Here is a 23331-nt window from a genome sequence, read left to right on the forward strand (position 1 = left end):
GCTTAGCCAAAAGCCAGCCTCATGATGAGGCTGGCTTTTTACTTTTCAGGAATGTTCCGTTTCTGTGCGCCCTGTTAGCCATCTGAGCTAGGCTTTGAAATGAAACCAACAAAGACGCAGGGAGATAACCATGCGAACGCAATTACTTCTCGCTTCCTCTTTTACCGCTGCGGCGCTGCTGATGGGCGGCTGCTCCTCTAACCAGGCGGTAAAAACCACTGACGGTCACACCATAGTGACCGATGGCAAACCGCAGGTAGATAACGATACCGGGCTGGTATCCTATGAAAACGCGGAAACCGGTAAAACCGAGCAGATTAATCGCGATCAGGTTAAGTCGATGAACGAGCTGGATAACTGATCCTTTCGCTTTGCCGCAATAGCAGTGGCATCTGCCACTGCTTCCTCTTCTTTCCTAAAAGCCCTGCATATTGTCTCTGTAAGCGAAACGTCAATCCGTCTACACTCTGAGGATTAACCGCGTCCGCAAGACAGGCGACTCCATGATTTTGATTATTTATGCACATCCCTACCCGCGACACTCCCATGCCAACCGCCATATGCTTGAGCAAATCAGCAATTTGCCGGATGTGGAAGTTCGCTCGCTCTACCAGCTCTATCCTGATTTCAATATCGATATTCTCGCCGAACAGGAAGCGCTAAGCCGGGCGGAGTTAATCATCTGGCAGCATCCTATGCAGTGGTACAGCGTGCCGCCGCTATTTAAACTCTGGATAGATAAAGTGCTGACTCACGGCTGGGCCTATGGTCACGGCGGCACGGCGTTGCATGGCAAAAGCGTGCTCTGGGCGGTTACTACCGGCGGCGACGCGCACCATTTTGACCTTGGCGATCATCCGGGTTTCGACGTGCTGGCCCAACCGCTGCAGGCTACCGCAATCTACTGCGGGCTAAAATGGTTGCCGCCTTTTACGCTGCATGGCGCTTTTGTCTGCGACGATGAAACGCTGGAAGGCCAGGCGCGTCACTATAAACAACGGTTGATGGAATGGCAGGAGGGGCGCCGTGGATAGTCATACTCTGATTCAGGCTCTTATTTACCTTGGCTCAGCGGCGCTGATCGTGCCGCTGGCGGTACGGCTGGGATTGGGTTCGGTGCTCGGCTACCTGATTGCAGGTTGCATTATCGGCCCGTGGGGCTTGCGGCTTGTCACCGATGCGCAGTCCATCCTGCACTTCGCCGAGATTGGCGTGGTGCTGATGCTCTTTGTCATCGGACTGGAGCTGGACCCGCGTCGCCTCTGGACGCTGCGCGCGTCGGTATTCGGCGGCGGGGCGTTGCAGATGATCGCCTGCGGCTTGTTGCTGGGCCTGTTCTGTATGACGTTGGGTCTGCGCTGGCAGGTGGCCGCGTTAATTGGCCTGACGCTCGCGCTCTCCTCTACGGCGATAGCGATGCAGGCAATGAATGAGCGCAACCTGACGGTGTCGCAAATGGGCCGCAGCGCCTTTGCGGTGCTGCTGTTTCAGGATATCGCCGCGATTCCGCTGGTGGCGATGATCCCGCTGCTGGCCGCCAGCGGCGCGGCGACCACGCTCGGCGCTTTCACGCTTTCCGCGCTGAAAGTGATCGCTGCGCTGGCGATAGTCGTGCTGCTTGGCCGCTACGTTGCGCGTCCGGCGCTGCGCTTCGTGGCGCGCTCCGGGCTGCGCGAAGTGTTCAGCGCCGTCGCGCTGTTTTTAGTGTTTGGCTTCGGTTTGCTGCTGGAAGAAGCCGGGCTTTCCATGGCGATGGGGGCGTTTCTCGCTGGCGTGCTGCTGGCAAGCTCCGAATATCGCCATGCGCTGGAAAGCGATATCGAACCGTTTAAGGGGTTGCTGCTCGGTCTCTTTTTTATCGGCGTTGGCATGTCCATCGATTTTGGCACGCTGGTGGCGAACCCGCTGCGGGTGATTATTCTGCTGGTCGGGTTTCTTGCCATCAAGACCGTAACGCTGTGGCTGGTGGCGAAGCCGCTGAAGGTGCCTGGCAAACAGCGCCGCTGGTTCGCTGTATTGCTGGGGCAGGGGAGCGAATTCGCTTTTGTGATTTTCGGCGCGGCGCAGATGGCGCAGGTGCTTGACCCGGAATGGGCGAAATCGCTCACTCTCGCGGTGGCGCTTTCCATGGCGGCAACGCCAGTGCTGCTGGTGTTGCTGACGCGTCTTGAGAAAGCGGCGCCGGCGCAGGCGCGCGAGGCGGATGAAATCGACGAAGAGCAGCCGCGGGTTATTATCGCAGGCTTCGGCCGCTTCGGGCAGATCGCCGGCCGTCTGTTGCTTTCAAGCGGCGTAAAAATGGTGGTGCTCGATCACGACCCGGACCACATCGAAACCCTGCGCAAGTTCGGCATGAAGGTCTTTTACGGTGATGCCACGCGGGTGGATTTGCTGGAATCAGCGGGGGTGGCGAAAGCCGAGGTGCTAATCAACGCAATAGACGATCCGCAAACTAACCTGCAGCTTACCGAGCTGGTGCAGGCGCATTTCCCGCAGGTGCGCATCATCGCCCGCGCTCGCGATGTCGATCATTACATTCGGCTGCGTCAGGCGGGCGTGGAGCAGCCTGAGCGTGAAACCTTCGAAGGCGCTTTAAAAGTGGGACGACTGGCGCTGGAAGGGTTAGGGCTTGGGCCGTATGAAGCGCGCGAGCGTGCCGATGTGTTCCGCCACTATAACCAGCAGATGGTGGAAGAGATGGCGGATGGCGATAACGATACCGCCGCTCGCGCCGCGACGTTCCGTCGCACCAGCGCGATGCTGACCGAAATAATCAGCGAAGACCGGGCGCATCTTTCGGTGGTGCAACGCCACGGCTGGCAGGGAACGCAGGAAGGCAAACATACCGGCAACGAGGCGGACGAACCGGAAGTGAAACCGCAAGCGTGATAAGAAACGCCCCGAAAGGGGCGTTTTTTTAGCTCAGCGCGACTTTAATGCCCAGCGCCAGCAGCATGCCGCCGAGCAGTTTATCGATAATTTTCTGCGCTTTGGTCAACCCGCGACGCACCGGCTCGCTCTGAATCAGCACCACCAGCAGTGGCCACCACACGACCGTCAGGCCGACGATAATGCCCGCATACCAGAGTTTCTCACCGAGGCCCGAATTCACGTTTAACACCTGAGTAAACATCGCCAGGAAGAAAAGCGTGGCTTTCGGATTAAGCAGGTTGCACAGGTAGCCCTGTAAAAAGGCTTTCCTCAGCGACACCTCTTCACGGGCGACATCGCTCACCGCAAGCTTGCTCCCGCCTCGCGCAAGCAGCGCCTGTACGCCGAGCCAGATGAGATAGGCGGCGCCCGCGTATTTCAGCAATCCAAACAACCAGGGCGTGGTGGTTATCACGACGGCGATGCCTGCCACGCAATAAGTCATGTGTGTTATCACCCCGAAAATGACGCCCGCTGCGGTGGTGAGTGCGGCGGCGCGACGATAGCGGGCTGCGTTTTTAATCACCAGAAAAAAATCGGGGCCGGGGGAGAGCATTCCCAGCGCGGCGATGGTCGCCACAAACAAAGTGGTTTCAAGCATGCGCAAACCTCATCGTAAAACGTGGGCAGAACTATAGCGCAAAACGTTGTCAAAATGATCGCTGAGGCCGCCTGAGATCGTCGCGTTTGGTCACGATGTTGAGCCAGGGCGTTAAGTGGATGGTCCTCTGTCCAGCGAACGTTGTGGGTAAGCTGGCAGAACCAAAAATTTTACCGATCCCCTGCGTTGCGTTAGTCGACTAAGGAATGCGCTTTACGTATAGTGGCGACAATTTTTTTACCATCTGGGAATCAATCAATGATCAGTCTGATTGCAGCGTTAGCTGTGGATCGCGTTATTGGCATGGAGAACGCCATGCCGTGGAATTTGCCGGCCGATCTCGCCTGGTTCAAGCGCACGACCCTGAATAAACCGGTCATCATGGGCCGTCTTACCTGGGAATCAATTGGCCGTCCGTTGCCGGGCCGTAAAAATATTGTGCTTAGCAGCAAAGCAGGCGATGACGATCGCGTGGTGTGGGTGAGCTCGGTGGAAGAAGCGCTGAAGGCCTGCGGCGATGCGGAAGAGATCATGGTGATCGGCGGCGGTCGCGTTTATGAGCAATTCCTGCCGAAAGCGCAGCGTCTTTATCTCACGCATATTGATGCAGAAGTGGAAGGAGACACCCATTTTCCGGATTATGAACCGGACGAATGGCAGTCAGTTTTCAGTGAGTTTCATGACGCTGATGAGCAGAACTCGCACAGCTACTGCTTTGAGATTCTGGAGCGCCGATAAGCGGCGCCGCTTGCGGGTATAACGTTACCCGACGCCTCTCATTCGGCCGCCCTCGCCAGAGGGCGCCGACGCTTATTACGACGCTACTGCGGTTTCGCCTTCATCCAGATCGAGCTGGCGATTCGACGGCTGAGCGAAGAACGCTTTGTCTTCCCAGCGCAGGCAGGTCAGCGTGCCTCCCCAGCAGCATCCCGTATCCAGCCCGTAGACATTTTCCGGCGTGCCTTTGCCTTCAAGCGACGCCCAGTGGCCGAAGACAATGGAATAGTTCTGCGAAACCGGACCCGGAATAGCGAACCACGGCTTCAGCGGCGCGGGGGCGTTTTCCGGCGTGTCTTTACAGAACATATCAAGCTGGCCATTCGGGAAGCAGTAGCGCATCCGGGTCAGCGCGTTAGTGATAAAGCGCAGGCGCGCAAGGCCGGTCAGTTCTGAAGACCAGTTGTTTGGCATGTCGCCATACATGGCGTCAAGAAACAGCGGATAGCTGTCGCTTGCAAGCACCGCTTCCACATCGCGGGCGCAGCCCATGGCGGTCTGCAGATCCCACTGCGGCGTGATGCCGGCATGGGCCATCACCAGTTTTTTCTCTTCATCGACCTGCAGCAGCGGCTGGCGGCGCAGCCAGTTGATCAGCTCATCGGCGTCGGGCGCTTCCAGCAGCGGGGTAATTCTGTCTTTCGGCTTATTACGGCTGATGCCCGCGTAAACCGCTAACAGATGGAGATCATGGTTGCCCAGCACCACGCGCACCGCGTCGCCAAGCGAGCGGACATAGCGCAGCACTTCGAGCGAACCCGGTCCGCGCGCCACCAGGTCGCCGGTCAGCCACAGCGTATCCTTGCCGGGAGTAAATTCGACATGCTTTAGCAGGGCGACCAGTTCATCGTAGCAACCGTGAACGTCGCCAATCAGGTATGTTGACATCGTATTAATGAATGAGTGTTGGTAAGGCCAACCGGAAAACCGGGATGGCGATGCGAAAGCGGCTGCCTTGTTCATCGACCATTTCATAATGGCCTTCCATCGTGCCGAACGGCGTTTCTATCACCGCGCCGCTGGTGTACTGGTATTCGCCGCCCGGGGCGATAAGCGGCTGTTCACCGACAACGCCTTCACCCTGAACTTCCGTTTCGCGTCCGTTGCCGTTAGTGATAAGCCAGTAACGGCTCAGCAACTGAACGGGAGTTCGCCCCAGGTTGCGGATAGTAACGGTATAGGCAAAAACGAAACGCTCTTCATCCGGCGAGGATTGCGATTCGATATAAACGCTTTGCACCTGAACGCAGACACGGGGCGAATCTAGCATGGCTTAGCTCTCCTTCGAGGGAGGATTGTCGGCTAAATAATTAGCCATCTGACAATATTGCGCCACAGAAATGTTTTCTGCACGCAGGGCCGGGTCTATCCCGAGCTCCGTCAGCACTTCCGGGCTAAAGAGGTTGCCGAGGCTGTTGCGGATCGTTTTACGGCGCTGGTTGAACGCCTCTGTCGTCAGGCGGCTCAGCAAACGCAGATCTTTTACCGGGTGCGGCAACTGTGCGTGCGGCACCAGGCGAACCACAGCGGAATCCACTTTCGGCGGCGGCGCGAACGCTGTCGGCGGCACTTCCAGCACAGGGATTATCTGACAGTAGTATTGCGCCATAACGCTTAAACGACCATACGCTTTACTGTTCGGCCCTGCAACCAGTCGATTTACCACCTCTTTTTGCAACATGAAATGCATGTCGGCAATCGAATCAGTATAGCTAAACAGATGAAACATCAGCGGCGTGGAGATGTTGTACGGCAGATTGCCGAATACGCGCAGCGGCTGGCCAAGCGTGGCAGAGAGCTCGCTGAAGTTCATGGTCATCGCATCCTGCTGATAAATGGTCAGCTTAGGCGCAAGGAAAGGGTGCGTTTGCAGACGGGCGGCGAGGTCGCGGTCCAGCTCAATGACCGTGAGCTTGTCCAGCCGTTCGCCTACCGGCTCGGTCAGCGCGCCGAGACCGGGGCCGATTTCCACCATCGCCTGGCCTTTCTGCGGATTGATGGCGGAGACGATGCTGTCGATAACGAACTGGTCGTTAAGAAAGTTTTGCCCGAAGCGTTTGCGGGCTAAATGGCCCTGATGGACTCGATTATTCATTCGTTCTTACTGTTTAAAATCATCTGGATGGCGAGGTTAAGCGCCGTAATAAAACTGCCGACACTGGCGGTGCCCTGGCCTGCGAGTTCCAGCGCAGTGCCGTGGTCGACCGAGGTGCGAATAAAGGGCAGACCAAGCGTGATATTAACCGCGCGGCCAAAGCCCTGGTATTTTAGCACGGGCAGCCCTTGATCGTGGTACATCGCCAGTACTGCATCGGCGTGGTCGAGGTATTTCGGCTGGAACAGCGTATCGGCAGGGAGCGGGCCGGTGAGGTTCATGCCGCGTGCGCGCATCTCTTCCAGCACAGGGATAATCGTGTCTATCTCCTCGGTGCCCATATGACCGCCTTCGCCTGCGTGCGGGTTCAGGCCGCAGACCAGCACATGCGGCTGCGCAATGCCGAATTTGCTCTGCAGATCGTGATACAGCGTGGTGATGATATGACGCAGCAGCTCCGGCGTAATCGCTTCCGCAATCGCTTTAAGCGGCAGATGAGTGGTAGCCAGCGCGACGCGCAGCTCTTCGGTCGCCAGCATCATCACGACTTTTTCGCTGTGCGAACGTGCTTCAAAAAACTCCGTGTGGCCGATAAACGGGATGCCCGCATCATTAATAATGCCTTTATGCACGGGGCCCGTGATGAGCGCGTCGAATTCGCCGTTCAGACAGCCGTCACAGGCGCGCGCCAGCGTCTCTACTACGTAGTCGCTATTGCGAACATCCAGGACACCCGGAGTAACTGGCTCCCGCAGGGCGACGGGCAGGACGGTCAACGTACCCGCACGTTGCGCAGCGGCAGGCGCATCAGGCGTATAGGGAAGGAGCGTTAGCGGCAGACCAAGAAGCGTAGCGCGTTCGGCGAGCAATTCAGGAGAGGCGCAGACGACCAGTTCAGCGGGCCAGTCGCGTTGCGCCAGCGCGATGACCAGGTCGGGACCAATCCCGGCGGGTTCGCCGGGAGTGAGGGTCACACGAGGGGTGTTTGCCATTAGTTACTCAGAATTTTGACATAGGCGCTGGCGCGCTGTTCCTGCATCCAGGTTGCCGCTTCTTCAGAGAATTTACGGTTAAACAGCATGCGATAAGCGCGCTCTTTCTGCGCGGCGTCGGTTTTATCCACGTTGCGCGTATCCATCAGCTCAATCAAATGCCAGCCGAAAGAAGAGTGCACCGGAGCGCTTAACTGGCCGCGCTGCAGACGGGTCAGCGCATCGCGGAAGGCCGGATCGTAAACTTCCGGAGAAGCCCAGCCCAGGTCGCCGCCCTGGTTAGCCGAACCTGGATCCTGCGAGAAGGCTTTCGCAGCATCAGCAAAAGAGGTTTTACCGCTCTTGATATCCGCCGCGATCTCTTCAAGCTTCAGGCGCGCCTGCTGATCGGTCATGATCGGCGAAGGCTTCAGAAGAATATGGCGCGCATGAACTTCCGTGACGGAAATGCTTTGCGACTGACCGCGCATGTCGTTGACTTTCAGGATATGGAAACCGACGCCGGAACGGATCGGGCCGACGATATCGCCTTTTTTCGCTGTGCTTAATGCCTGAGCGAAGAGAGAAGGCAGTTCCTGAATACGTCCCCAGCCCATCTGGCCGCCTTTCAGCGCCTGTTGGTCTGCGGAATAGGTAATAGCCAGCTTGCCGAAATCACCGCCGTTGCGCGCTTCATCGACAATAGAACGCGCCTGCGTTTCTGCTTCATCTACCTGCGCAGAAGTCGGGTTTTCCGGCAGTGGAATCAGGATGTGGCTCAGGTTCAGTTCAGTGCTGGCATCATTCTGGTTGCCAACCTGCTTCGCCAGCGTTTCCACTTCCTGCGGCAGGATCGTTACGCGACGGCGCACTTCGTTATTACGCACTTCAGAAATAAGCATTTCTTTGCGGATCTGGTTGCGATAGGTGCTGTAGTTCACCCCTTCGTAGGCCAGACGGCTGCGCATCTGATCCAAAGACATATTGTTTTGCTTTGCGATATTCGCGATAGCCTGATCAAGCTGTTCGTCAGTTATCTTGACGCCCATCTTCTGGCCCATCTGCAACATTATCTGATCCATGATCAGACGCTCCAGGATCTGATGACGCAACGTGCTGTCATCAGGAAGCTGCTGCCCCGCCTGGTTTGCATTGAGCTTTACTGACTGCATCAGGCCATCAACGTCACTTTCCAGCACTACGCCGTTATTCACGACGGCTGCAACTTTATCGACAACCTGCGGCGCAGCGAAGCTGGTATTCACTACCAAAGTGATACCAAGAAGCAGCGTTTTCCAGTTCTTCATACCTTTTCCATTTCGATTAACCGCAAAGCGGATTACGTTTAATTCAGTGCATTACAGCGAGCTTTGGTACGGCAAAATGTTGGAGCGCAGCATCTGATGCGTGCCGAGACCATAGTTGGAGCTCAGGCCGCGCAGCTCGATGTTGAAGCCGAACACTTCGTCATACTTGCTCTGATCTTTTTCCCAACCGTTAATCTTCCGCTCATAACCGACACGGATGGCATAGCAGCAGGAGTTATATTGCACGCCCAGCATCTGGTCGGCTGGTTTGCTGGCGTTGGTGTCATAGTAATAGGCTCCAACCACAGACCAGCGATCGACAACAGGCCAACTCGCGGTTACGCCTACCTGGTTAATGCCCTCTTTATATTGCTCAACAGTAGAGTAGGAAGGCAGCGTCGCCTGGATATACTCCGGGCTGGCGTAACGGTAGTTCAACTGCAGCAACCGGTCTTCATCGCGGCGATATTCAATTACGCCGTTGCCCGTCGCCACGTTGTTAAGCCGCGCGTCATACTGTACGCCGCCGCGCAAGCCCCACCGGTCGCTGATGCGCCAGTAAGTATCTCCCGCCCATACCATCGAGCCGGTCTCTTTGTCTTTCTCCCAGTTAATGTTGTCATCACCGGTACGGGACTCGGTGAAATAGTAGATTTGACCAACAGAAACGTTAAAACGTTCAACGGACTTATCGTCATAAACGCGGGATGTGACGCCGGTCGTTACCTGGTTGGCGGAAGCGATGCGGTCCAGGCCGCCGTAGGTGCGGTCGCGGAACAGGCCGGAATAGTCCGACTGCAGCAGCGAAGAGTCGTAGTTATTGATGGTGCTCTGGTCACGATAAGGGATGTAAAGGTACTGCGCGCGCGGCTCCAGCGTTTGCGTATAACCTTCAGCAAGCGAACTGAAATCACGTTCAAAGACCATCTTACCGTCAACTTTAAACTGCGGGAGGACGCGATTGACAGAATCTTCCAGGTTGTTGGCCGCCGCGTTATTACCACCCAGATAGTTACGATAGCGCTCCAGATTATCCTGCTGATAATGCGTCGCCATCAGCTTGGCTTCGGTGTTAATGCTGCCCCAGTCATTGGAGAGCGGCAGGTTGATGGTCGGTTCCAGATGCAGACGTGTCGCTTCCGGGTAGTTTTCGTTTACGTTGGTAAACTTCACCGCCTGCGCATAAAGACGCGTATCGAAAGGCCCTACGTCATTCTGGTAGAAGTTAACGTCAAGCTGCGGCAACGAGCGGTAGGTGTTGCCGATATTGTTAAATACCTGAAAATCACGCGCCGAGAGGCGGGCATCGAAATTTTCCACCGCATAGCCCACGCTGAAGAATTGTGTCGCGTAGCCGTCGGTGCTTGAGCCGTATTTAGTAGTAAAATCATTGAAATAGCGATCGTCGCTGACCTTGGTATAGTCAACGTTGAAGCGCCATACCTGATCCAGCACGCCCGCATGCTGCCAATAGAACAGCCAGCGGTGCTCGTTATCATCGGTGCGAGTGGTATCGTCCCGGTAGACATCATCGGAAGGCAGGTAATCAAACTCCATCAGGCCAACGCCCGCCTGCGTCAGATAACGAAACTCGTTCTGCCACTGGACGTTGCCGCGCTTTTCAATGTAATGCGGCGTAATCGTCGCATCGAAGTTAGGCGCGATATTCCAGTAGTAGGGAAGAGTGAACTCGAACCCATTGTTGGTACCGTATTTCGCATTCGGAATAAGGAAACCGGAGCGGCGTTTATCGCCTATGGGCAGTTGCAGATAAGGGCTGTAAAAGACCGGAACCGGGCCCAGCTTGAAGCGGGCGTTCCAGATTTCCGCGACCTGCTCTTCACGATCGTGAATAACTTCGCTGCCCACAACGCTCCAGGTGTCGGAACCCGGCAGACAGGAGGTAAACGTACCGTTTTCGAGTATGGTGTAACGGTTTTCGCCTCGCTGTTTCATGAGGTCGGCGGTGCCGCGGCCCTGACGCCCTACCATCTGGTAGTCGCCTTCCCAGACGTTAGTGTCTTTGGTGTTGAGATTCGACCAGGCTTTCGGACCTTTCAGGATGACCTGATTGTCGTCATAGTGCACATTACCCAGGGCGTCGACCGTACGCACCGGATCCGGCTGGCCTTCTACCTGTTTCTGATGCAACTGAACTTCGTCAGCCTGAAGCCGACCGTTACCTTGTTGAATATCTACATTGCCGCTGAATACCGCGTCGTCAGGGTAGTTTCCCTTTGCGCTATCGGCATTGATAGTTACGGGTAGCTGGTTTGGCTCGCCTTGTACCAGAGGGCGGTTATAGCTGGGCACGCCGAGCTTACACTGTGAAGCGAGATCGGCAGCCATCCCTTGTTGGCTATAGAGGGCTGTGCCAATCATCGTGGCCAGCAAGGTGGGAATACGTTTTTTCATACGTGTTATTCGTTGTTCCGTCATCATTGGCTTGGCGCCGGCAAACGGTCAGAGACTAACTTACTCATCACCACAGCGCTAGTGTTAATCCTGCCCGCTTTCGAGCCTCTGTGTTAGGCACGGCTTAGAATGACGGGTATGATAAAGCAAATTCTAGCCGACGGCATGACGATTTGGGGAGTATATGCAGTATTGGGGAAAAGTGGTTGGCGTGGCGATAGCGCTGCTGATGGGCGGCGGTTTCTGGGGCGCCGTCATCGGCTTGCTGATAGGCCACATGTTTGATAAAGCGCAAAGTCGTCGTACCGTCTGGTTTGCCAGCCAGCGCGAGCGTCAGTCGCTCTTTTTCAGCACTACCTTTGAGGTTATGGGGCATCTGACTAAATCCAAGGGGCGAGTGACCGAGGCGGATATCCATATCGCCACGCTGCTGATGGACCGAATGAACCTTCACGGCGAGTCGCGCCGCGCGGCGCAGCATGCTTTTCGCGTTGGTAAAGAAAACGGCTATCCGCTGCGGGAAAAAATGCGCCAGCTCAGGAGCGTCTGTTTTGGCCGCTTCGACCTGATTCGGATGTTTCTGGAAATTCAGATTCAGGCGGCTTTTGCCGATGGCACGCTTCACCCAAACGAGCGCGAAGTGCTGTATGTCATCGCAGAAGAGCTGGGCATCTCACGCGTGCAGTTCGACCAGTTCCTGCGCATGATGCAGGGCGGCGCGCAGTTCAACGGCGGGTACCAGCAGCAGTCGCAGCAGAATGGCGGCTGGCAGCAGGCGCAGCGCGGTCCAACGCTTGAAGATGCCTGCAACGTATTAGGCGTGAAGGCCACGGATGACATGACCACCATTAAGCGCGCCTACCGCAAGCTGATGAGCGAACATCACCCGGACAAGCTGGTCGCAAAAGGGCTGCCGCCTGAAATGATGCAGATGGCCAAGCAAAAAGCGCAGGAAATTCAAAAGGCGTACGATCTCATTAAGGCCGCGAAAGGGGTCAAGTAAGCGCGCTTTGATGCTCCGTCCCCGTCCTCTCCTCTACGAGGAGAGGAGGCCAATCTCTTTATTATGGCGCAATCAACTGGCGTATTTGCAGGCCGAACAGGCGCAGCGCCGCCGACCTTTCACGGCAGTGATGTTTCAAAAAAGGTTGCCGCTTTTGTCAGGTGGGTGAGCAGAGCGCTACCCACCTTATACTGTTGCGGCGTCAGAAATCCGCAGGGGCGCGGAAGGTCATAGACGAGCCGTAGGCGGGATGGGTGATGGTCAGCGACTCCGCGTGCAATAACAGGCGGTCCGCCTGCGCGAACGCTTGCGGCGTGGCATAGAACTTATCGCCGAGAATCGGATGACCAAGCGCCATCATATGCACGCGCAGTTGATGCGAACGCCCGGTAATGGGTTTCAGCAATACGCGCGCAGTGTTATCCGGCGCGTATTCCAGCACTTCATATTCCGTCTGCGCCGCCTTGCCGGTTTCATAACACACTTTTTGCTTCGGCCGGTTCGGCCAGTCGCAAATCAGCGGTAAATCCACCAGCCCTTCGGCCTTCGCGGGATGGCCCCACACCCGCGCCACGTACTGCTTTTTCGGCTCCCGCTCGCGGAACTGGCGTTTAAGCTCCCGCTCCGCCGCTTTGGTGAGGGCAACCACAATCACCCCGCTGGTCGCCATATCCAGACGATGCACGGATTCCGCCTGCGGGAAATCGCGCTGGATGCGCGTCATCACGCTGTCTCTGTGCTCTTCGAGACGGCCCGGCACGGAGAGCAGGCCGCTCGGTTTATTGACCACCATAATATGGTCATCCTGATAAAGGATGACCAGCCAGGGGTCCTGCGGCGGATGGTAAGATTCGAGCATCGTCCGGCTCCGTTTACTGATGCGTTACGACAATAAGACGCAGCGCGTCCAGACGCCAGCTCGCCTCGTCGAGGCTCTCCAGCACCTGCTGGCGATTCGTCTCAATGGCGCTCAGCTCATCATCGCGAATGTTTGGGTTCACCGCCCGCAACGCTTCCAGGCGAGAAAGCTCCGAGGAAAGTTTCTCATCCGCCTCTTCGCGCGCCGCCGCGATCAGCGCCTGCGCCGCTTTCTCTACCTGAACTTCCGCCAGTTGCAGAATGGCGTGCACATCCTGCTGCACCGCGTTCACCAGCTTGCTGCCGGTATGTCGATTCACCGCGCTCAGCTGGCGGTTGAAGCTTTCAAACTCCACCTGCGAAGCCAGGTTAGTGCCATTTTTATCCACCAGCATGCGCACCGGGGTCGGCGGCAGGAAGCGATTGAGCTGTAGTTGTTTTGGCGCTTTCGCCTCGACGACATACATCAGTTCCAGCAGCAGCGTTCCTACCGGCAGCGCCTTGTTCTTCAGCAGCGAAAGCGCGCTGCTGCCCGTATCGCCGGAGAGGATAAGATCCAGGCCATTGCGAATCAGCGGATGTTCCCAGGTAATAAACTGCGCGTCTTCGCGGGAAAGCGCCACGTCACGGTTGAAGGTAATGGTGCAGCCGTCTTCCGGCAGGCCCGGAAAATCAGGCACCAGCATATGATCGGAAGGGGTAAGCACAATCATATGCTCGCCGCGGTCATCCTGGTTAATGCCGATAATATCGAACAGGTTCATGGCGAAGTTCACGAGGCTCGTGTCGTTATCCTGGCCGGCGATCTCCTCTGCCAGGCGCTGCGCTTTCTCGCCGCCGTTGGAGTGGATCTCCAGCAGGCGGTCGCGACCCTGCTCCAGCTGCGTCTTCAGCGCTTCATGCTGCTCGCGGCAGGATTTGATGAGCTCGTCGAAGCCTTCTGTCTCTTCCGGCGCGGCGAGGTAGCCGATAAGCGAATCGTAAACACTGTCATAAATCGCGCGGCCGGTCGGGCAGGTGTGTTCGAAAGCGTCCAGCCCTTCGTGATACCAGCGCACCAGCACCGACTGCGCGGTTTTTTCCAGATAAGGCACATGGATCTGGATATCGTGCATCTGGCCGATACGATCCAGACGGCCGATGCGCTGCTCCAGCAGATCGGGGTTAAACGGCAGGTCGAACATCACCAGCTGGCTGGCGAACTGGAAGTTACGGCCTTCGGAGCCGATTTCCGAGCAGAGCAACACCTGCGCGCCGGTATCCTCTTCGGCAAACCAGGCGGCGGCGCGGTCGCGCTCGATAATCGACATGCCTTCATGGAACACGGCGGCGCGAATGCCTTCCCGCTCGCGCAGCACCTGCTCCAGCTGCAACGCCGTGGCCGCTTTTGCGCAGATAACCAGCACTTTCTGCGAGCGGTGGCTGGTAAGGTAGCCCATCAGCCATTCCACGCGCGGATCGAAGTTCCACCAGGTGCCGCTGTCGCCTTCGAACTCCTGATAAATTTGCTCCGGGTAGAGCATATCGCGGGCGCGATCTTCCACCGATTTGCGGGCGCCCATAATGCCCGAAACTTTAATCGCCGTCTGGTACTGGGTCGGCAGCGGCAGTCTGATGGTATGCAGCTCGCGTTTCGGGAAACCTTTCACGCCGTTGCGGGTGTTGCGAAACAGCACGCGGCTGGTGCCGTGGCGGTCCATCAGCATATCGATAAGCTCATGGCGCGCATCTTCGGCGCCGTCGCGGTCGCTGTTGGCGGTCTGCAGCAGCGGTTCGATATCCTGCTCGCCAATCAGATCGCTTAAGGTATTGAGTTCTTCGTTGCTGAGCTTGTTGCCGGCGAGCAGCAGCGCCACGGCGTCGGCCACCGGACGGTAATTTTTCTGCTCTTCGACAAACTGCGCAAAGTCGTGAAAACGGTTCGGGTCGAGCAGGCGCAGGCGGGCGAAATGGCTTTCCATGCCCAGCTGTTCCGGCGTGGCGGTCAGCAGCAGTACGCCCGGCACCTGCTCGGCCAGCTGTTCAATTGCCTGATACTCGCGGCTCGGCGCGCCTTCGCTCCAGACCAGGTGGTGCGCTTCGTCGACCACCAGCAAATCCCACTGCGCTTCGCACAGGTGCTCCAGTCGCTGCTTGTTGCGGCGCACGAAATCGAGCGAGCAGATCACCAGCTGTTCCGTATCGAACGGGTTATCCGATTCATGCTGCGCTTCGGTGTAGCGTTCATCGTCAAACAGGGCGAAGCGCAGGTTAAAGCGGCGCAGCATCTCTACCAGCCACTGGTGTTGCAGCGTTTCCGGCACCACGATCAGCACGCGCTCGGCAGCCCCGGAGAGCAGTTGCTGATGAATAATCATGCCCGCTTCGATGGTTTTCCCAAGGCCCACTTCGTCCGCCAGCAGCACGCGCGGCGCATGGCGGCGGCCCACGTCGTGGGCGATATTGAGCTGGTGAGGAATAAGATTGGTGCGCTGGCCGCGCAGGCCGCTCCACGGCATGCGGTACTGTTCGCTCTGGTATTTACGGGCGCGATAGCGCAGGGCGAAGCGATCCATGCGGTCAAGCTGGCCGGCGAACAGGCGATCCTGCGGCTTGCTGAACACCAGCTTGCTGTCGAGCAGCACTTCGCGCAGCATCACGTTCGCTTCCTGCGTATCCAGACGAGTGCCGATATAGGCCAGAAGGCCGTTCTCTTCCTTTACTTCATCCACTTTCAACTGCCAGCCTTCATGGCTGGTCACGGTGTCGCCCGGGTTAAACATCACGCGGGTGATGGGGGAGTCATTTCGGGCATACAGACGATTTTCACCGGTAGCCGGGAAAAGCAGGGTGACCATGCGGGCATCAATCGCCACTACGGTTCCCAGTCCCAGTTCGCTCTCCGTATCGCTGATCCAGCGTTGACCAAGTGTAAAAGGCATATATCGGCTCTATTCTCGTTACAAATTTGCAGGCAATAGTATGACTCCCGCCTGCGAAGAGGCGGGGGGTCGAGATTGGGTACGGTTTTGGAAAGGGCGCTATGGTACTGGATGGCAACGCATTCGTCACCTGTCAAAATAGCCCTAACTGCCCCGTCATCAGTGTAGCAAAGTCATCCTCAAGGAAAGGTAAAATGCCTTGCGCAACAGGCTGAAGCTGTTTTTCCAGATAGTGGTCGTAGTCAAGCGGCGAGCGTTGATAATCGACCGGCTCAGGACCGTTGGTGGTCCAGACATATTTAATGGTGCCCCGGTTTTGGTACTGCGCCGGGCGCCCAAGCTTCAGGTTCTCTTCATCCGCAAGCCTTGCGGCGCGCACGTGCGGCGGCACGTTGCGCTGGTATTCAGCAAGCGGTCTGCGCAGCCGTTTGCGATAGACCAGCTGGTCGTCAAGCTCGCCGGCCATCAACTTTGCGATAGTCTCGCGCACAAAATCCTGGTAGGGCTCCTTGCGAAAAACCCGCAGGTAAAGATGCTGCTGGAACTGCTGGGCGAGCGGCGTCCAGTCGGTGCGCACCGTCTCTAAACCCTTAAAAACCATGCGCTGGCTTTCGCCTTCCTGAATAAGCCCGGCGTAGCGCTTTTTGCTGCCAAGCTCCGCGCCGCGGATGGTTGGCATCAGGAAGCGGCAGAAGTGCGTTTCGAACTCCAGCTCCAGCGCGCTGGTTAGCCCCAGGGTTTGCTGTAAGTGCGCGCGCCACCAGGCGTTGACATGCTCCACCAGCTGTTGGCCGATGCGCGCGGCCTCCGCTTCGCTATGAGGGGTTTTAAGCCAGACGAAGGTGGAATCCGTATCGCCATAAATCACCTCATACCCTTGCGCTTCAATCAGTTCGCGGGTCTGGCGCATGATCTCATGGCCGCGCATGGTAATTGAGGAGGCGAGACGCGGGTCGAAGAAGCGACAGGCGCTGGTGCCAAGCACGCCATACAGGGCGTTCATGATAATTTTCAGCGCCTGGGAAAGCGGCTTATTGCCCTGGCGCTTCGCCTCTTCGCGTCCCTGCCAGATTTGCGTCACTATCTCCGGCAGGCAGTGGTTAACGCGTGAGAACCGCGCGCCGATAAAGCCTTCAATGCTGTGCTGCTGATCAGGCTCCGCGAGCCCTTCCACCAGTCCCACCGGGTCTATTAAAAAGGTGCGAATAATTGACGGATAAAGGCTTTTGTAATCCAGCACCAGCACGGAGTCATACAAGCCGGGACGGGAATCCATCACGTAACCGCCAGGGCTTGCCTGCGGCGGCACGTCGCCGAGATTGGGCGCGACGAAGCCCGCACGGTGCATGCGCGGAAAATAGAGATGGCTGAAAGAGGCGACGGAGCCGCCGTGGCGGTCCGCCGGCAGGCCGTTTACCGTCGCTCGCTCCAGCAAAAAGGGCATCAGCTCGGTTTTATGGAAGATACGCGTCACCAGTTCGCAATCTTTTAGATTATAGGTGGCGAGCGCCGGCTTATCTTCGGCGAAACGGCGGTCTATCTCCGCCATACGGTGCCACGGATCGTCGATGGCTTTGCCCTCGCCCAGCAGTTCTTGCGACACCGATTCCAGCGAGAAAGAGGCGAAATTCCAGAACGCGGATTTTAGCGCGTCGATGCCGTCGATAATCAGCCGGCCCGCGGCCTGGGCAAAAAAGACGCCGTTTTTGAAGCCATGTTCGCGCCACTCCAGCTCACTGTTTCCGCGCCCCAGGCGCAGCGGCACGCCGTAACGTTCGGCATGTTTTTGCAGCATGCGCAGGTCAAACTGCACCACGTTCCAGCCTATCAGCACGTCGGGGTCATGCTGCGCAAACCAGGCGTTGAGTTTCTCAATCAACTGCGGACGGCTTGCCACATAGTCAAGCTGAAAGTCGAGCGCGCTGGCGTCGCCGTTTTCCGGACCCAGCATATAAACCACGCGCTGACCACAGCCTTCAAGCCCGATGCAGTAGAGTTCGCCATGGCGGTTCGTTTCGATATCCAGCGACACCCATTTCAGCGGGGGACGGTAGTGCGGATTCGGCTTCAGGCGCGCGTTGCTTAACATCGCGCCCTGCGGCTCGCCGCTCACCCACACCGGCGCGGTGATGAAGCGTTCCATTAAAAAACGCTCTGGCGGGCGAATATCTGCTTCATACAGCGTAACGCCCTGTTCGCGCAGCAGTTTTTCCAGGCGCATCAGCTGGCGGTGGGAGCGACAGTAAAGCCCGCAGACAGGCTGATGATGAAAATCTTTAAGGGCGAGCGGTGCAAGGCGCGCATCGCTTTCATTCGCCAGCAGACGCTGCGCCTGGGCACGCTGAGCTTCGGGGATAAATGCGACGGATTCCTGCGGCGGCAGGCGAACCTTCAGCGGGCCGTCGTCGGTCGCCAGCCAAAATTCCACTTCCGTACCTTGCGTGCTATCCCGCCAGTGGCGGGTCAATATAAAACCCTGACGCGCTTCAGACACACCGTTATCCCGCACAAAAAACCAGGCCTGATTATAGCCTGGCTTGGGCTATTTTGCTGGTGTTTTATACAGTGCTAATCAGCCTCTGCTTTAACCGAAGCAGCTGATAGCCAGAGTAATAAAACGTCTCGCGGATAAGAAAAGAGAGCCGGGCTTCGAAAGAGCGATAGCGGGTTGTAGGCGTGGGAGAAGGTCGGGCGTCAATCCCCTCATCGCGGGCAATGAGCATGGCTCTTTTCATATGTAATGGATCGCTAACCAGTAAAGCCGTACGTAAATGATGCGCCGCCATAATCTGCCGGGCATAACGGAAGTTCTCCCGCGTCACACGGGATTTTTCTTCGAGGAGAATGGCTTTTTCGCTCACCCCTTTAGTAAGAAGGTAAGTGCGGGCGATAGCCGCATCCGATAGAGAACTGCCCGCGCTGGTTCCACCCGTCAGGATGATTATTGGCGCATAACCCTGACGATATAGTGCAAAAGCATGGTTGAGGCGTTCCTTAAAGACGGGAGAGGGCTGGCTGTCGGCTATCCCGGCGCCTGCCACAATAGCGCAATCGGCGCGCTGCGTTTCACTAAGCAGGCTGTACTGGTAAATCGATACGGCATTGACCACGCCCAACGTAGCGATAAGCAGCAATACCGCAGCGAGCAGGCCGAACGATTGTCTGATATTCATGGCCAGTCGCTCTCCCTGAGACATTTTTCTGGCCAAATCTTAACAGGATAAAAGGCCTATTGCCCGTAATAAGCCTTCGCGCCGTGCTTACGCAGGTAGTGTTTATCGAGCAGCGTTTGCTGCATATCCGGCAACTGCGGGGCGAGCTGGCGGCAGAAGATGCCCATGTAGGCGACCTCTTCCAGTACGATGGCGTTATGCACCGCATCGGAGGCGTCTTTACCCCAGGCGAAAGGGCCATGCGAGTGTACCAGTACGCCAGGCATTTGCGCCGGATCGATCCCTTTTTCGCGAAAGGTCTCGGCAATGACCACGCCGGTTTCCCACTCATATTCGCCGTTGATCTCCGCGTCCGTCATTTTGCGGGTGCAGGGGATGGCGCCGTAGAAATAGTCCGCGTGCGTAGTGCCCGTCGCCGGAATCGGCAAACCCGCCTGCGCCCAGATAGTGGCGTGGCGCGAATGGGTGTGCACAATGCCGCCAATAGTCGGGAACTGTTGATAGAGCAGACGATGCGTCGGCGTATCCGAAGAGGGCTTTTTCGTTCCTTCCACCACCTCGCCGGTCTCTATGCTCACCACCACCATATCTTCGGCGGTCATTACGGTGTAATCGACCCCCGAAGGCTTAATAATGAAAACGCCGCGTTCGCGGTCAACGGCGCTGACGTTGCCCCACGTGAGCGTCACCAGATTATGTTTCGGCAGCGCCAGGTTCGCTTCCAGCACCTGACGTTTTAACTCTTCCAGCATCCTGAACCTCCTGATAAAAAAGAGGGCCAGCCCTTGCGAGCTGGCCGAACCCTGTTTTTACCGTTTGAAACCGTAGTAGACCTCGTTCCAGCGCAGCGCGTCTTTAAAGGCGGGCAGGCGAGTGTCGTTGTCGATAACCGCGATCTCTACGTTATGCAGCTCAGCGAACTGGCGCATATCGTCAAGATTCAGCGCCTGGCTGAAGACGGTGTGGTGCGCGCCGCCAGCGAGGATCCACGCTTCGGACGCGGTCGGCAGATCCGGTTGCGCTTTCCACAAGGCGTTGGCGACCGGCAGCTTCGGCAGGTCGTGCGGCGCTTTTACCGCATCCACGCAGTTGACCAGCAGGCGGAAGCGATCGCCAAGATCGATAAGGCTGGCGTTAATGGCAGGTCCGGTGGTGGTGGAGAAAATCAACCGCGCCGGATCCGCTTTGCCGCCAATGCCGAGGTACTGCACGTCGAGGATCGGTTTTTCATCGGTGGCGATAGAAGGGCACACTTCCAGCATGTGGGAGCCGAGCACCATGTCGTTGCCCGATTCGAAGTTATAGGTGTAATCCTCCATAAAGGAGGTGCCGCCCTGCAGGCCGGTGGACATCACTTTCATGATGCGAAGCAGGGCGGCGGTTTTCCAGTCGCCTTCGCCCGCGAAGCCGTAGCCCTGTTGCATCAGGCGCTGCACCGCAAGACCGGGAAGCTGTTTTAAGCCGTGCAAATCTTCAAAGGTAGTGGTGAAAGCATGGAAGCCGCCCTGTTCCAGGAAGCGCTTCATGCCAAGCTCAATACGCGCCGCATCGATAACGTTCTGGCGTTTGTCGCCATTGACCTGGGCTGCGGGAGTAAGGCGGTAGCTGCTTTCATATTCGTCCACCAGCGCGCTGATGTCGCCTTCGCTTACTTCATTCACGACAGCCACCAGATCGCCGACGCCCCAGGTGTTTACCGAGAAGCCGAACTTGATCTGCGCGGCCACTTTATCCCCTTCAGTGACCGCCACTTCGCGCATGTTGTCGCCAAAGCGCGCCACTTTCAGATGGCGGGTGTCCTGTTTCGAGACCGCCTGACGCATCCACGCGCCGATGCGTTTATGCGCTTCGCCATCCTGCCAGTGGCCGGTGACGACGCTGTGTTGCAGGCGCATGCGGGCGCCGATGAAGCCGAACTCGCGGCCGCCGTGAGCGGTCTGGTTCAGGTTCATAAAGTCCATGTCGATGCTGTCCCACGGGATCTGCGCGTTGAACTGGGTATGAAACTGCAGCAGCGGCTTGGTGAGGATAGAGAGGCCGTTTATCCACATTTTGGCGGGCGAGAAGGTGTGCAGCCATACCACCAGGCCTGCGCATTTGTCGTCATAGTTGGCGTCGCGGCAGATGTCGGTAATCTGGTCCGGCGTCGTGCCGAGCGGTTTCAGCACCAGCTTGCAGGGCAGTTTCGCCTCGGCGTTGAGGGCATTCACCACCTGTTCGGCATGCTGGTTCACCTGGCGCAGCGCTTCGGGTCCATACAGATGCTGGCTGCCAATTACAAACCACACTTCATACTGGTCGAAAATAGTCATCGTCATATCCTTAATGTGTCAGTGCTGCCTGGCCTTCGCGGTGGGTTGCGCCGCTGGCCGGTAGTGAAGGGAGATAATGCTGTTCCGCGCTGGCGGACCACTGCTGATAGCGGCGATAGAGCTGCTCAAAGCGGGCGGCCCGTTCCGGAACAGGCTGCAGCGTGTTTTCAATCTGGCTCGCCATCGCCTGCTGCGCGGCGGGAATATCTGTGTGCACGCCTGCGGCGACGGCGGCGAAAATCGCCGCGCCCAGCGCGCAGCATTGATCGGAGGCGACGATTTGCAGCGGACGGTTCAGCACGTCGCAGCAGACCTGCATGATCACCGGGTTTTTACGGGCGATGCCGCCCAGCGCCATCACGTTATTCACCGCGATGCCCTGTTCGGTAAAGCACTCCATAATGGCGCGGGCGCCGAAGGCGGTGGCGGCGATCAGTCCGCCGAAGAGCAGCGGGGCGTCGGTAGCCAGATTTAAATCGGTGATGACCCCTTTCAGACGCTGGTTGGCGTTCGGCGTACGACGGCCGTTGAACCAGTCAAGAATGACCGGCAGGTGATCAAGCGAAGGGTTTTTCGCCCAGGCTTCAGTGAGCGCGGGAAGCAGCTGCTTTTTGCTGGCGGCGAGGGTCTCTTTCAGCTCCGGATGCTGTTGCGCCAGCTGATCGAGCGGCCAGCCGAGCAGGCGGCCAAACCAGGCGTAAATATCGCCGAAGGCGGATTGTCCCGCTTCAAGCCCGATAAATTCCGGCACCACGCTGCCGTCTACCTGGCCGCAGATACCCTTCACCGCGCGGTCGCCCACGCTTGGCTTGTCTGCAATAAGAATGTCGCACGTGGAGGTGCCGATAACTTTTACCAGCGTATTAGGCTGAGCGCCTGCGCCCACCGCGCCCATATGGCAGTCAAACGCGCCGCCGGAAATCACCACGCTTTCCGGCAAGCCCAGCCGCGTCGCCCATTCCGGGCTGAGGTTGCCCACGGGGATCTCCGCAGTCCAGGTGTCGGTAAACAGGGGGTAGTCAAGATGCTGGTTGATGATGGGGTCGAGTTCATCAAAGAAGCTGGCCGGCGGCAAACCGCCCCAGCTCTCATGCCACAATGATTTATGCCCGGCGCTGCAGCGTCCGCGGCGAATATCCGCCGGACGAGTCGTGCCGGAGAGCAGAGCGGGCACCCAGTCGCACAGCTCAATCCAGGAGACGGCCGCCTGCGCCACGGCGCTGTCCGCCCGCGTCACGTGGAGAATTTTGGCCCAGAACCACTCGCTGGAGTAAACGCCGCCGATGTAGCGCGAATAGTCCACTTTATCCGGCTGGTGGCACAGCCGCGTTATCGCTTCCGCTTCTTCCACCGCCGTGTGATCTTTCCACAGCACAAACATGGCGTTGGGGTTATCGGCGAACTGCGGATTGAGCGCCAGCACGTTGCCCTGCGCGTCAATCGGCGCAGGGGTTGAGCCCGTTGAATCCACGCCGATGCCGACCACGTCGGCGCGCTGCTTTTCGCTCAACTCGGCCAGAACGCGCTTCAACGCCGCTTCCATTGACTCAATGTAATCGAGCGGGTGATGACGAAACTGGTTATGGGCGGCGTCGCAGTAGCGACCTTCCTGCCAGCGGGGATACCACTCCACCTGGGTGGCGAGCTCGGCGCCGCTTGCGCAATCCACCGCCAGCGCGCGTACTGAATCACTGCCGAAATCAAGTCCCAGCGCAATAGCCATCTTCACACTCCATGAGGTAAACAAACATGCAGAGAACATTAGTTTTACGGGCTGAAAAGGGTCAGGGTGGATTCGCTGAACTTATGGATTAAAATGCTATGGGTTGGGAAATTGTGACGCCACGCAAATTATCGATGTGGACATTCCTGCCATGTTTATAGACACTTTAGCCATCATTGAAAAAGCCTGATGAAACAGACGCGACGGGCTAAATTCTGTGATGGCGCGGCTTTAACAACCCCGT

General features: G+C 57.5%; 19 protein-coding genes. 5 read left to right on the forward strand and 14 right to left on the reverse strand.

The genetic code is table 11. The features are described 5' to 3' along the window. Nucleotides 1–130 precede the first annotated feature (130 nt). The 3 genes from IEX01_RS13260 to kefC all read left to right on the forward strand — a co-directional run bounded on the left by IEX01_RS13260 (nucleotide 131) and on the right by kefC (nucleotide 2889). Nucleotides 131–361, forward strand: coding sequence for a YgdI/YgdR family lipoprotein (locus tag IEX01_RS13260; protein WP_024558809.1), 231 nt, complete (start codon nucleotides 131–133; stop codon nucleotides 359–361). Between the two features lie 142 nt (nucleotides 362–503). Next, nucleotides 504–1034, forward strand: coding sequence for a glutathione-regulated potassium-efflux system oxidoreductase KefF (gene kefF, locus IEX01_RS13265; protein ID WP_024558808.1), 531 nt, complete (start codon nucleotides 504–506; stop codon nucleotides 1032–1034). After that, the gene (gene kefC, locus IEX01_RS13270; protein ID WP_188724013.1) at nucleotides 1027–2889 is read left to right on the forward strand and encodes a glutathione-regulated potassium-efflux system protein KefC; all 1863 of its coding nucleotides are present in this window, start codon (nucleotides 1027–1029) and stop codon (nucleotides 2887–2889) included. Before kefF ends, kefC begins: the two co-directional genes overlap by 8 nt. Nucleotides 2890–2917: 28 nt before the next feature. Here the strand turns inward: kefC and IEX01_RS13275 are convergent, their stop codons facing one another. Further along, on the reverse strand, nucleotides 2918–3532 hold the full coding sequence (locus IEX01_RS13275) for a LysE family transporter (protein WP_024558806.1): 615 nt from the start codon (nucleotides 3530–3532) through the stop codon (nucleotides 2918–2920). 258 nt (nucleotides 3533–3790) lie between these two features. Here IEX01_RS13275 and folA point away from each other — a divergent pair, with 258 nt between their 5' ends. Continuing rightward, a complete protein-coding gene (gene folA / locus IEX01_RS13280; RefSeq protein WP_028019948.1) occupies nucleotides 3791–4270 on the forward strand; it encodes a type 3 dihydrofolate reductase in 480 nt (159 codons plus the stop codon). A gap of 75 nt (nucleotides 4271–4345) precedes the next feature. On the opposite strand, the gene apaH is transcribed toward folA, so the two are convergent. Genes apaH through lptD form a run of 6 tightly spaced genes read right to left on the reverse strand, consistent with a single transcriptional unit; the run spans nucleotide 4346 to nucleotide 11097 of the window. Further along, nucleotides 4346–5197, reverse strand: coding sequence for a bis(5'-nucleosyl)-tetraphosphatase (symmetrical) ApaH (gene apaH, locus IEX01_RS13285; protein ID WP_024558805.1), 852 nt, complete (start codon nucleotides 5195–5197; stop codon nucleotides 4346–4348). Nucleotides 5198–5201: 4 nt separating this feature from the next. Beyond that, on the reverse strand, nucleotides 5202–5579 hold the full coding sequence (gene apaG, locus IEX01_RS13290; RefSeq protein WP_024558804.1) for a Co2+/Mg2+ efflux facilitator ApaG/CorD: 378 nt from the start codon (nucleotides 5577–5579) through the stop codon (nucleotides 5202–5204). Between the two features lie 3 nt (nucleotides 5580–5582). Beyond that, nucleotides 5583–6404 (reverse strand): 16S rRNA (adenine(1518)-N(6)/adenine(1519)-N(6))-dimethyltransferase RsmA, encoded by an 822-nt coding sequence (gene rsmA / locus IEX01_RS13295; RefSeq protein ID WP_024558803.1) that lies wholly within the window; start codon nucleotides 6402–6404, stop codon nucleotides 5583–5585. Beyond that, nucleotides 6401–7396, reverse strand: a complete 996-nt coding sequence (gene pdxA / locus IEX01_RS13300) for a 4-hydroxythreonine-4-phosphate dehydrogenase PdxA (protein ID WP_188724014.1) — start codon at nucleotides 7394–7396, stop codon at nucleotides 6401–6403. Before pdxA ends, rsmA begins: the two co-directional genes overlap by 4 nt. Then, the gene (surA, locus tag IEX01_RS13305) at nucleotides 7396–8682 is read right to left on the reverse strand and encodes a peptidylprolyl isomerase SurA (protein WP_024558801.1); all 1287 of its coding nucleotides are present in this window, start codon (nucleotides 8680–8682) and stop codon (nucleotides 7396–7398) included. Before surA ends, pdxA begins: the two co-directional genes overlap by 1 nt. Before the next feature lie 51 nt (nucleotides 8683–8733). Further along, nucleotides 8734–11097: an LPS assembly protein LptD gene (lptD, locus tag IEX01_RS13310; RefSeq protein ID WP_024561587.1), complete on the reverse strand. Its 2364-nt coding sequence runs from the start codon at nucleotides 11095–11097 to the stop codon at nucleotides 8734–8736. Nucleotides 11098–11281: 184 nt separating this feature from the next. Here lptD and djlA point away from each other — a divergent pair, with 184 nt between their 5' ends. After that, a complete protein-coding gene (gene djlA, locus IEX01_RS13315) occupies nucleotides 11282–12100 on the forward strand; it encodes a co-chaperone DjlA (protein WP_028019949.1) in 819 nt (272 codons plus the stop codon). A 202-nt stretch (nucleotides 12101–12302) separates the two neighbouring features. Here djlA and rluA read toward each other — a convergent pair whose 3' ends face one another. The 7 genes from rluA to araB form a co-directional block, all read right to left on the reverse strand. Then, nucleotides 12303–12959, reverse strand: coding sequence for a bifunctional tRNA pseudouridine(32) synthase/23S rRNA pseudouridine(746) synthase RluA (rluA, locus tag IEX01_RS13320; protein WP_024558798.1), 657 nt, complete (start codon nucleotides 12957–12959; stop codon nucleotides 12303–12305). A 13-nt stretch (nucleotides 12960–12972) separates the two neighbouring features. Continuing rightward, on the reverse strand, nucleotides 12973–15879 hold the full coding sequence (rapA, locus tag IEX01_RS13325; RefSeq protein ID WP_024558797.1) for an RNA polymerase-associated protein RapA: 2907 nt from the start codon (nucleotides 15877–15879) through the stop codon (nucleotides 12973–12975). 133 nt (nucleotides 15880–16012) lie between these two features. After that, a complete protein-coding gene (polB, locus tag IEX01_RS13330; RefSeq protein WP_188724015.1) occupies nucleotides 16013–18373 on the reverse strand; it encodes a DNA polymerase II in 2361 nt (786 codons plus the stop codon). Nucleotides 18374–18437: 64 nt separating this feature from the next. Next, nucleotides 18438–19052 (reverse strand): YdcF family protein, encoded by a 615-nt coding sequence (locus IEX01_RS13335; RefSeq protein WP_188724016.1) that lies wholly within the window; start codon nucleotides 19050–19052, stop codon nucleotides 18438–18440. Between the two features lie 56 nt (nucleotides 19053–19108). Beyond that, a complete protein-coding gene (araD, locus tag IEX01_RS13340) occupies nucleotides 19109–19804 on the reverse strand; it encodes an L-ribulose-5-phosphate 4-epimerase (RefSeq protein WP_024558794.1) in 696 nt (231 codons plus the stop codon). Between the two features lie 57 nt (nucleotides 19805–19861). Next, nucleotides 19862–21364 carry an L-arabinose isomerase gene (gene araA / locus IEX01_RS13345; RefSeq protein ID WP_024561611.1) on the reverse strand — a complete coding sequence of 501 codons (1503 nt, stop codon included), beginning with the start codon at nucleotides 21362–21364 and terminating at the stop codon, nucleotides 19862–19864. Nucleotides 21365–21374: 10 nt separating this feature from the next. Further along, complete coding sequence (gene araB / locus IEX01_RS13350) at nucleotides 21375–23087, reverse strand: ribulokinase (RefSeq protein WP_048887725.1); 1713 nt, start codon at nucleotides 23085–23087, stop codon at nucleotides 21375–21377. Nucleotides 23088–23331 lie beyond the last annotated feature (244 nt).

Origin of the sequence: Franconibacter daqui (assembly GCF_014644275.1) — a bacterium.
Taxonomy (GTDB): Bacteria; Pseudomonadota; Gammaproteobacteria; order Enterobacterales; family Enterobacteriaceae; genus Franconibacter; species Franconibacter pulveris.

Coding starts and splice junctions, on each gene's coding strand:
- IEX01_RS13260 (WP_024558809.1), top strand. CDS start 131: ATGCGAACGCAATTACTTCTCGCTTCCTCTTTTACCGCTGCGGCGCTG.
- kefF (WP_024558808.1), top strand. CDS start 504: ATGATTTTGATTATTTATGCACATCCCTACCCGCGACACTCCCATGCC.
- IEX01_RS13275 (WP_024558806.1), bottom strand. CDS start 3,532: ATGCTTGAAACCACTTTGTTTGTGGCGACCATCGCCGCGCTGGGAATG.
- folA (WP_028019948.1), top strand. CDS start 3,791: ATGATCAGTCTGATTGCAGCGTTAGCTGTGGATCGCGTTATTGGCATG.
- apaH (WP_024558805.1), bottom strand. CDS start 5,197: ATGTCAACATACCTGATTGGCGACGTTCACGGTTGCTACGATGAACTG.
- apaG (WP_024558804.1), bottom strand. CDS start 5,579: ATGCTAGATTCGCCCCGTGTCTGCGTTCAGGTGCAAAGCGTTTATATC.
- rsmA (WP_024558803.1), bottom strand. CDS start 6,404: ATGAATAATCGAGTCCATCAGGGCCATTTAGCCCGCAAACGCTTCGGG.
- pdxA (WP_188724014.1), bottom strand. CDS start 7,396: ATGGCAAACACCCCTCGTGTGACCCTCACTCCCGGCGAACCCGCCGGG.
- surA (WP_024558801.1), bottom strand. CDS start 8,682: ATGAAGAACTGGAAAACGCTGCTTCTTGGTATCACTTTGGTAGTGAAT.
- lptD (WP_024561587.1), bottom strand. CDS start 11,097: ATGAAAAAACGTATTCCCACCTTGCTGGCCACGATGATTGGCACAGCC.
- djlA (WP_028019949.1), top strand. CDS start 11,282: ATGCAGTATTGGGGAAAAGTGGTTGGCGTGGCGATAGCGCTGCTGATG.
- rluA (WP_024558798.1), bottom strand. CDS start 12,959: ATGCTCGAATCTTACCATCCGCCGCAGGACCCCTGGCTGGTCATCCTT.
- rapA (WP_024558797.1), bottom strand. CDS start 15,879: ATGCCTTTTACACTTGGTCAACGCTGGATCAGCGATACGGAGAGCGAA.
- IEX01_RS13335 (WP_188724016.1), bottom strand. CDS start 19,052: ATGAATATCAGACAATCGTTCGGCCTGCTCGCTGCGGTATTGCTGCTT.
- araD (WP_024558794.1), bottom strand. CDS start 19,804: ATGCTGGAAGAGTTAAAACGTCAGGTGCTGGAAGCGAACCTGGCGCTG.
- araA (WP_024561611.1), bottom strand. CDS start 21,364: ATGACTATTTTCGACCAGTATGAAGTGTGGTTTGTAATTGGCAGCCAG.
- araB (WP_048887725.1), bottom strand. CDS start 23,087: ATGGCTATTGCGCTGGGACTTGATTTCGGCAGTGATTCAGTACGCGCG.